This is a genomic window from Stieleria sp. (assembly GCF_041595215.1).
In the GTDB taxonomy this organism is placed as follows: Bacteria; Planctomycetota; Planctomycetia; order Pirellulales; family Pirellulaceae; genus Stieleria; species Stieleria magnilauensis.
Genome location: NZ_JBFHKV010000262.1, coordinates 1 through 8,894, shown reverse-complemented (window position 1 = coordinate 8,894; position 8,894 = coordinate 1). Strand labels below are relative to the sequence as shown.

Sequence of the window (8,894 nt, the reverse complement as noted above, 5' to 3'; positions counted from 1 at the left end):
GCATGAAGTTAAGTGAAGTGGCGGCGGAACTGGGGAAATCGACCGGCGCCGTCGCGGGGCTGTTGCATCGGGGAATGAAGGCGTTGCGGAAGCAGCTTGGAGAATGACGTCGCGCACGTTGGTGTCCAGCCTTCAGGTGCATCCCCACGCGCTGCGAAGCAGCAAGACGGGCGGCTGAAGCCCGCACACCAGCGCACGTTGGTGACGTGCTCAGTCTTTTGCAAACGCTTCGAATCGCTTGCGTGTTGCTTCCTCGCCGGGGCGGTGCAACAGCAGCACGTATTGGGCTCGCTTGCGCGCTTGCTGCTGATCGCCGATCTGGTCCAGCCACTTGATCGCTTGCAGCTTTGCTTCATACCAGCCGTTCTCCCCAATCTTCATCGTCGCAGCCAGCCGGTCGGCCAGTTCGATCGCTGCACGCTTGGCGGCTTGGGAATCGCTGCCGGCGAGCAATCGCATGCCGCGACGCAACGACTGGGGCTTCGTCGGGTCGCCGGAAAGTGATAGCCGCATGATCGCGGTGATGGAGGCTTCATCCCGAGCGTTCCAAAACCGCGCCGTTGCCGTTTGCCACTCGGATGAATCGGGCCAGCCCAGTAACACGGATCCGATGGCGTGTTGTGTCGCCGCGTCGAGAATGGCGTCGCGCTGAAGTCGCCAGCGTGCGCGCAACAGCATCGTCTCGTCCACCCCGTCGGTCGCAATCGTTCCCCCGCCACCCCCGCCGCTGGCACGGAATCGTTCCAACCGTCTTAAGAATTCCGTTGACGGATCCGCGCCGGTTAATGTTGTGGTATCGAACGCCATCTGCGGACGATCGAAAAACAGAATCGCCGCTCGATGCACCGGATCCACAAACGCATCGTTTTCGGCGGCGAGTTCACCCAGCGTGGCCGCGAGCGAGTCGAGTTCGTTGGTGGCTTGGTCCAGTTCGAGCGCCGACAGGTATTCAAACCATAACGTCAGGGTGGGTTCGACTTGATCGACGCGTTGACCGAGCGTCAACAGTTCCAATGCGTCGCGAGCGGCCTGTTCCTGGCGTCCCGATTGCACCAAGATCCGGCACAGCCATTCGTTGGCCTTGATCGCCGCTTCGCTGCTCGGCCAGGTTTGCGAGACTTCTTTCAACAGGTCTTCCAGCAACGTCAGGCGGCGTTTCGGATCGTCGGCTCCGGCAAACGGCTTCGACGCCAACAGTGCCGCCTGCATCGTCAATTGATTCGCGTGGTCGTGGACCGCATGCTTGCGAGCCGTTTGCCGCAACACCTCAATCGCCTGCTGCGAATCCTTTGCTGCGATGGCCGCGGCGGCGCTCTTGGCTGCGTATTGAAACGCCGCTTCGGACACCGGTTCGGCCAGCGCGGCTTCTCGCAACAATCCCGCCGCCTGTCGCGGGTCATTGCGTCGCAACCAGTCTTCGCCTTGGGCGGCGATCAGTGCGGGGCTGAGCCGGCGGCGGTCAGTCATCTCGGTCGGCGACGCGGTGGACCGAAGCAGGGCGATGGCAATCGATTCAGCTCGTCGCCGTGCAAACGCGCCGCCGCGACGCTCGATCTGATCGATCCAGCGGGCCACTTCGCCATCGTCTTTCGCGTCCGCCAACAACAGATCCAGTTTTGCAAAATCCACCTCCAGACGCTCCGGATCCGCCTCGTCTGAACCTGTGGATTGGTAATAGGCATCACAGATCGCGCGGGCGGTTGAAGTGTCGCCCCTGGCGAGTTCCAAACGAACCCGCAACGCGATCCATCGCGCTGAATCGTTTGTCGCCGACGAAGCCCCCGCGGCGGTGATGATTTCGCCGGCGGTCGCGACATCGCCGCTACGCAACAGCGACTCGGCACGCAACGCCCTGGCAACACGCTTGGCTTCGGAACCATCGGGTAACGCCAGCATCGCGTCCTCCGCCACCACCGCTGCATCGGCGGCGGCAGCTCGATAGTCATCGGAATCTCTGGGGAACAGTTCGCTTTGCAGCAGCGCGATCGAAACACGTTGAAGCGACAGTTCTTGCAGTAATCGCTGGTATTGATCGGCGGCAATTCGGACCGGAGGCTGCGTCCCACGTGGGGACTCGGCGGTTCGCTTGCTCCACTCTTGGCGTGCCGTTTCCTGCAATTCGTTCACGTCGTATTGCAAACGCGAGAACTTGCTCAACAATTCGTTCGTGAGGGTTGGATCGGGGGGCGAGACCGACGCGGCGACAATGGCCGCCCCCAAGATACGTTGCCGAATGGCCAATTGGGTGGCATGGAGAAAAACGACCGACGGCGACTCTGGATCACTGGAAAGCAGCACCACGATCGGCTGACACGCCGAATCGATCGCGGGATCAATCCGCTGAGAAAGGTCGGCAATCTTCCCGTCGAAGATCGAGGCGGCGTTCCGTTCGGCAAGCACATGGGCCAACCGTGCCGACCATTTGGCGTGTAGCAGCAAGCCTTCGGGATGACGACCGAGCTGGTTTCGGCAAACCCACTCGGCATCGTTCAAGCGGCCGGACGCGGTCAAGGCTTGGACCAGATCGTTGGCGGTATCGTCGGTCGTACGAACGCCGGCCAGGCAGAACGGCGATGTGATGCCGAACACGATGATGCACACCGCCCAACGCCCAATGCCACTTGCTTTGGCACTAAATGCATTAGCGGAACGGCGCGAGCCGTCCGGTTTGAACCTGAAAGACCGGAGGGCTCGCGCCCTGCCGCTAACAAAAGTCCCCCGCTTGGCGCCAAAGCAAGTGGCATTGACCCAGCGCCATCCGCGACGTGCATCGAACACCTGGCAAACCTTCCGGGGCGGCGCTGCGATCACGTTCGGGTGGGGCGGTCGTGGTCGCATGGGAGCGAGCATTTGGATGAGGTTGAAGAGGGCGTCGAAATATTTTTTCACTTTTTTAGTTGCGTCGAGTCGCACGGGGGAGCTGTTTGCGACGTCGGGCACCGACCTAGCGTAGCGAGTAGGTGGCGGATTTTCACCTCACCAACGAATGTGATGATTCGGTCATTTTTTGGACACGCGCGCTGCGCTTCATCCTTTCTTGACCGCGTGGCGATGGAAAGTAGGATTCGCGGTTGTTTCTTTTTTTGATCGCCCTTTCTCTGCCCTGACTGCTTGAATGCTGAATTTTTTCCGTGCCGGAACTGCGAACGCTAAAGACGATCTTCTTTCCGGCTTGACTGTCGCGTTGGCGCTGGTCCCCGAGGCTGTTGCATTTGCCTTTGTTGCTGGTGTCTCCCCCCTGATCGGTTTGTATTCGGCATTTTTCATCGGCTTGATCACGGCCGCATTCGGCGGACGACCGGGAATGATCTCCGGCGCCACCGGCGCGATGGCCGTCGTGGTGGTGGCTTTGGTCGCGATGCATGGCGTGGAATATCTGTTTCCCGCCGTCATCTTGTGCGGCATCTTTCAAATCACCGTCGGCATCGCCCGTCTGGGAAAATTGATTCGCATGGTGCCCCATTCGGTCATGCTCGGATTCGTCAATGGCTTGGCGATCGTGATCGGGATGGCTCAGCTGGGCAGCTTTAAAACGCTGGACCTGTCGACCGGAAACCTGGTCTATCTGACAGGGCCTCGGCTATACGTGATGCTCGGGTTGGTCGTGATCACGATGCTGATCATCTATCTGCTGCCGAAGCTGACGCGTGCCCTGCCGGCATCGCTGGTGGCAATTCTGTCGGTGACGTTTTTGTCGGTCGCCATCAACCGAAGCGGCGTCATTTCTGGCGATGAAATCACGCCCAACGCGGTCGCCACGGTCGGCGACATGCTGAAAACAAATTTCAAGGCCAGCCAGATCACCGAGGCCCGACAGAACGATCCGACCCATGTTGCGTCCGATGCGCTGTTGGCCGAATTCCGCCAGGTCAGCTACAAGAATGATGAAGTCGTCGGCCCTGTCGTTCGCGATCCTGCGACCGACGCTTCCGAAGTCGAGCCGACCGGTAGCGAAGAAGAGTCATCGATCAGCGGTGGGCTGCCGATGCCGTTCTTTTTGCAATACACCGTTCCGCCGATGACGATGGAAACGCTGTGGATCATCTTGCCGTTCTCGTTGACTCTGGCGGGCGTCGGATTGATCGAATCGCTGATGACGTTGACGTTGATCGATGAGATCACGGAGACGCGAGGCCGTGGGAACCGTGAATGCGTCGGCCAAGGCGCTGCCAATATTATTTGTGGTCTGTTTGGCGGGATGGGCGGTTGTGCGATGATCGGCCAATCGCTGATCAACGTGAATTCCGGCGGACGCGGCCGACTGAGCGGGATCACCGCGGCGATCTGCCTGCTGGCGTTCATTCTGTTTCTCGCCCCGTGGATCGAACAGATCCCGATGGCCGCCCTCGTCGGCGTGATGTTCATGGTCGTCATCGGAACGTTCGAGTGGGCATCGCTGAAGATGCTTCGCCGTGTTCCGCGGGCCGACTTCGCCGTCATGGTGTTGGTCGCCGGCTACACCGTCATCATGCACGACCTGGCAACCGCCGTCATCTTGGGCGTGATCGTGTCGGCATGTGTGTTCGCCTGGACGCACGCCACCCACCTCGGTGCGGAAACCACGATCAACGAATATGGCAGCAAGATCTACCAACTCCACGGCCCGCTGTTCTTCGCCTCGGCAACTTCGTTCAAAGAGCTGTTCGATGTTCACAAGGACCCCGACGATGTCGTGATCGATTTCTACTACACCCGGGTCTATGACCAATCCGGTCTGGAAGCGATCAACGTGTTGGCCGAAAAGTATGAATCGGCCGGCAAGCGGTTGCACCTGACCCATCTCAGTGATGAATGCCGCGGATTGCTAGACAAGGCGGGCGATCTGGTCGAAGTCAATCTGTCCGAAGATCCCCAATACCACGTCGCAACCGACCGGTTGGGCTAAGGCACGCTGGGCGTGGCGGATGTGTGATGCACAGCATCACCTACCGGTGATGCCACCAGCTTCGAGGCAGCGACGCACTACGCGATGCGTCGATTGTACAGCCACCATTCGACGGCCAGGATCAACAGGACGGCACCCAAGAGCCAACGCCAATACTCCTTGCGGGTCTCGATCATCCCGGCGGTTTCAATGGTCTCGTACCCCAGTTCAAACGTCTCGCGCGGTTGAATTTGACTTTCCAGCCGGCTGAACAAGTTGATGCTGAACAGGTCCACCAGTTTCTCTCCCGCCGTCACCCGGTAAGACCCCGGCATCTCGGAATCAACGAATTCCACGCTGCCGGAGTTTCCCGTTCGGATCGATTCCGGAGTCCCGCTGCCACGCGCGATATCGACCGCTTCGATCTGGCTCTCCACTCGCAACCGGACCGTGTCGCCGGGCAAGAATGACGGTGCGGCAGTCGCATCGGCCGCACCGGCGAGGTGTCGTAGGACGTTCAACAGAAAAACCGGCCAGGAGCGTTCGGCGTACCAGTTCGTGTTGGTTTGCGGTGTGCCGTCTTCGCCGGTCGTGACGATCTCAAACCCCAGGACCAGATCCTGGTAGCCATCGCGCGGTGCCAGCGCGAGTACGGTTCCATTGTCGGCGCCGACCAATTCGCGAGTACCGGTCGGGCCTTTGACGGATCGGCCTTCAAAAATCAGCAACGAGAACAGTTCCAGATACTGCATCATCGGATGCGTGCGATCGACATCGACCAGGATCGTTTGGCCGGGTTCGCTTGCCCAGGACCACTCATCGCTCGGCAGGGCTCCGACGAAAAACGTATTGGTGGACGGCAGATTCTTTGGACGACAGCGATCGTAGAGGATCAAATCGTCCAGGCCCGCTTCCGCCCGCGCCTGGTACTCCGGCGTCTCGAGATAACTTGGCGACTGGAAATCCGCGATGCAAATCTTCGCCGCACTCTCGGTCGTCAACCCGATCTCCAGCGGTTTGTTGCCATCGGTCACGACGAGCACTGACACGGTTCTCAACGGGCGCAAGCCTGCGTAGGCAAAGTTGTCGATCGTCAAATCGTCATCAAACAGTTGATCTCGCGACGCTCCGGAACCGGGGGATTCGAGTCGCATTTCCAGTGAAGCGGCGTCCTCTTGTCCGGCCAGCGAGAACGTCAATCCGGATTCTTCACCGGGGGCGAGGGTCAATGATTCGGATTCACGCCAGGCGCCGTCGACGTACAGCGAGATGTTGAAGGTTTCTGCGCCGGTTCCGAAGTTGACGATCGTCGCGAACGCTTGGGCGTCGCCCGGTTTTTCGACGTTGCGATCCGCGCTGAACGCCGTGATGGCGACATTGCGGGATTGATCGGAGCCGACTTTTAAATACGTCGGAACGAGGTTGCCGACATTAAAATCACTGACGTCTCGAAACCCGCCATCGCTGTAAATCAGCAAATCCGCCGGCATCGGATCGGCGACCTGGACGTCGTTTTCGTCGCCGGTGGTACTGCTGCGACGTGGATTGGCCAAGCCGTCGGCGGCTTCGAGTGCACCGATGATGTCCGTCGGACGGTTGGTCACTTGAGCCCGTTCCAATGCCGACCGCAAACGCCCGCGATCGCTGGTAAACGATTGCAGCACCTCGGCGCGATCGCTGAACGTGACCAACATGGCGGTCTCGCGTTCCTGCATCGCGTCGATTTGCTCGCGGATCATTTTACGAGCCAATTCGAAGCGGTTTCTCTCTTCGCCCGCATCGGTCGCCATCATGCTGGCCGATGCGTCCAATAGAAACACCTTTCTGCCCTGGCTGGTCGCTTCGCCTTGCACGCCGGGACGCAACAGGGCAAACGCCGCCAAGACCACCGCGAGCAGTTGCAAGAACAGCAACAGGTTCTGTCGAATCCGCTGGAACAGACTGTTCACATGCAAGTCTTCGACCGTCCGGGACCACAGATAGGTGCTGGGTATCTCGACCGGTTCACGTCGCAGCTTCAAAAAATAAAGCAGGATGATTCCGATCGGCACCGCGGCAAACAGCGCCCACTGCCACGGCAAAAGCGTCGAGATCCAATTCATCGCACGACGCCTCGTTTACGGAGGTAGCGGGTCATGACATCGTCGACCGGCTGGTCCGTTCGAACGGGCAGGTAGGCGATGCTGCGTCGCGAACAAAAATGCTTGACGCTGCTGAGAAACGATTGCAACGTCAACTTGTATCGCTCCAGCACGTAGTTGTTGATCGTGATCTCGGTTTCGTCGCCGTCTTCGGAATCGATCAAGCGTCGATCTCCTCGAATCGGCGGATCGATTTCTTCGGGTGACAAGATATGCATCACGTAAACGTCCATCCGGCGACCGACCAGCATCCTCAAGGCCGCTTCGTAACCCGATTTGTCCATCAGGTCGGTGATCAAGACGACGACGCCGGTGCCTGAATTGCGCAATGAAAAATCTTTGACCGCGTCGTGCAGCGAAACGTTGTCGCCACTTTCCAGGCTCTCCAGATACTGCAGCATTTTCCACAAACCGCTGCGGCCGCGCAGTACCGGTGCACGACGCCCCTGGTCACCGAGTGCTTGGACGCTGACCCGGTCGGCGCGACAGAGGCCGATGTAGCCCAGGGCGGCGGCCATCTGTTTGGCGACGTGGTATTTCGTCGGTGTGCCGAAGTTCATCGACTCGCTGCAATCGATCAACGCATAGACGTGCAAGTCTTCTTCTTCCTGAAACAGCTTCAGGAACAATTGGTCCAGACGGGCGTACAAATTCCAGTCGATCAACCGCAGATCGTCGCCGGCGACGTAGTTGCGAAAGTCGGCAAATTCGACGCTCTGCCCTTTGCGTTTGCTGCGGCGTTCGCCCTTCATTCGCCCCCGAAACACCTTGCGTGAAACGAGCTCCAAACGTTCCAGTTTGGCGAGCAGATCGGGCGAGAGCAATGGAATCGATTCGGTGGTGGCACTCATGACCGCTAGTGTAGCGGAAGTTGCCGAGACTTTCGGCGTCGTTCGGGAAGAACGAAACTCTTGACCGTTAGGGTTGAAGCACTAGGCCACTTTCTACCCGATCACCGTCGCGGTAAATCCGTCGCCTTGGGCGGTCGTGTCGGGCTCGAAATGCGAGCGACGCGCGATCCCGATCGCGACTGCCGTGTCATCGCCGGTCGGGGCAACACTGGTCAATCGTCCGACAACCTTTCCGTCGGCGCTGACTTCGCTGCCCGCCGCCGGGATCGTTCCCGAGGTGCGCCAGCGCACCAACTGTTTCTGAACCTGGCCCAACGCGTCCAATCGGGCGACCGTTTCTTGTCCCAGGTAACAGCCCTTGGTGAAGGAAATCGATTGCTTGATGCGTGAAGCTTCTTGGGGCAGATTCTTTTCCGACAGATCGACGCCGAACCACGGGTACCCGGCCAGCGTGCGGGCATGATGAAACTCGTCATCGTCCGCCGCCATTTCGCCGGTCGAGCGAATGACTTGCTCGACCGCGCCCGGCGTTTCCGTGACCAGCACCCTGGTTTGGTCACCGAGCCAATCCACGTCGTAACACGCGGCGTTGGATTCCCCCCAATCCGTTTCTTCTCGCAGCGTCAGCGGTGCGTCGGGGGCGAGGACAAACACGGTGTACTCGGAGGAATGGTCGACGGGCGTCGCATCCTCGCGAATCGTGTAACGATCCGCGTGCGCTACGATTGCATCGGCCTGTCCGTTTGCGCCGATCAGGCGGTAGCCGTCGGGGGTGCGAAAGGCAACGACGTGTGCCACCATTTTGCCACGCACGTCGGTCAGGAATGTTTCGCAGCCGCAACCGATCTGCAACGACTTGACGTCGTTGGTCGTCAGGTTGTTCAAAATGGCTGTGGCGTCATTACCGACGAGATCCAGAACGGTTGCCGCAGAAAGTCGAAAGACAGCTGACATGAATGATAGGGAGAGTTAGAAAGGGATTCACAATGCGCTGGTGTGCAGGCTTCAGCCGCACGTGCTCGCTGCTCCGCAGCGTGT

5 protein-coding genes are annotated in these 8,894 nt (G+C 59.5%); 1 reads left to right on the top strand and 4 read right to left on the bottom strand.

Annotated features, from left to right (window positions below):
- Positions 1-210: 210 nt before the first annotated feature.
- Positions 211-2,589 (bottom strand): hypothetical protein, encoded by a 2,379-nt coding sequence (locus ABX749_RS12250; RefSeq protein ID WP_372896238.1) that lies wholly within the window; start codon positions 2,587-2,589, stop codon positions 211-213.
- A gap of 526 nt (positions 2,590-3,115) precedes the next feature.
- Here ABX749_RS12250 and ABX749_RS12245 point away from each other — a divergent pair.
- Complete coding sequence (locus ABX749_RS12245; RefSeq protein WP_372896237.1) at positions 3,116-4,885, top strand: SulP family inorganic anion transporter; 1,770 nt, start codon at positions 3,116-3,118, stop codon at positions 4,883-4,885.
- A 77-nt stretch (positions 4,886-4,962) separates the two neighbouring features.
- Here the strand turns inward: ABX749_RS12245 and ABX749_RS12240 are convergent, their stop codons facing one another.
- The 3 genes from ABX749_RS12240 to ABX749_RS12230 all read right to left on the bottom strand — a co-directional run bounded on the left by ABX749_RS12240 (position 4,963) and on the right by ABX749_RS12230 (position 8,810).
- Complete coding sequence (locus ABX749_RS12240) at positions 4,963-6,966, bottom strand: BatA and WFA domain-containing protein (protein ID WP_372896236.1); 2,004 nt, start codon at positions 6,964-6,966, stop codon at positions 4,963-4,965.
- Positions 6,963-7,856 (bottom strand): DUF58 domain-containing protein, encoded by an 894-nt coding sequence (locus tag ABX749_RS12235; protein ID WP_372896235.1) that lies wholly within the window; start codon positions 7,854-7,856, stop codon positions 6,963-6,965. The genes ABX749_RS12240 and ABX749_RS12235 overlap by 4 nt, the downstream gene beginning before the upstream one ends.
- Positions 7,857-7,949: 93 nt before the next feature.
- The gene (locus ABX749_RS12230) at positions 7,950-8,810 is read right to left on the bottom strand and encodes a folate-binding protein YgfZ (RefSeq protein ID WP_372896234.1); all 861 of its coding nucleotides are present in this window, start codon (positions 8,808-8,810) and stop codon (positions 7,950-7,952) included.
- Between the last annotated feature and the right edge of the window lie 84 nt (positions 8,811-8,894).

What these genes read in the sequence shown, in the direction of transcription:
- ABX749_RS12240 (WP_372896236.1), bottom strand. Translation starts at nt 6,966, where the DNA reads ATGAATTGGATCTCGACGCTTTTGCCGTGGCAGTGGGCGCTGTTTGCC.
- ABX749_RS12230 (WP_372896234.1), bottom strand. Translation starts at nt 8,810, where the DNA reads ATGTCAGCTGTCTTTCGACTTTCTGCGGCAACCGTTCTGGATCTCGTC.
- ABX749_RS12235 (WP_372896235.1), bottom strand. Translation starts at nt 7,856, where the DNA reads ATGAGTGCCACCACCGAATCGATTCCATTGCTCTCGCCCGATCTGCTC.
- ABX749_RS12245 (WP_372896237.1), top strand. Translation starts at nt 3,116, where the DNA reads ATGCTGAATTTTTTCCGTGCCGGAACTGCGAACGCTAAAGACGATCTT.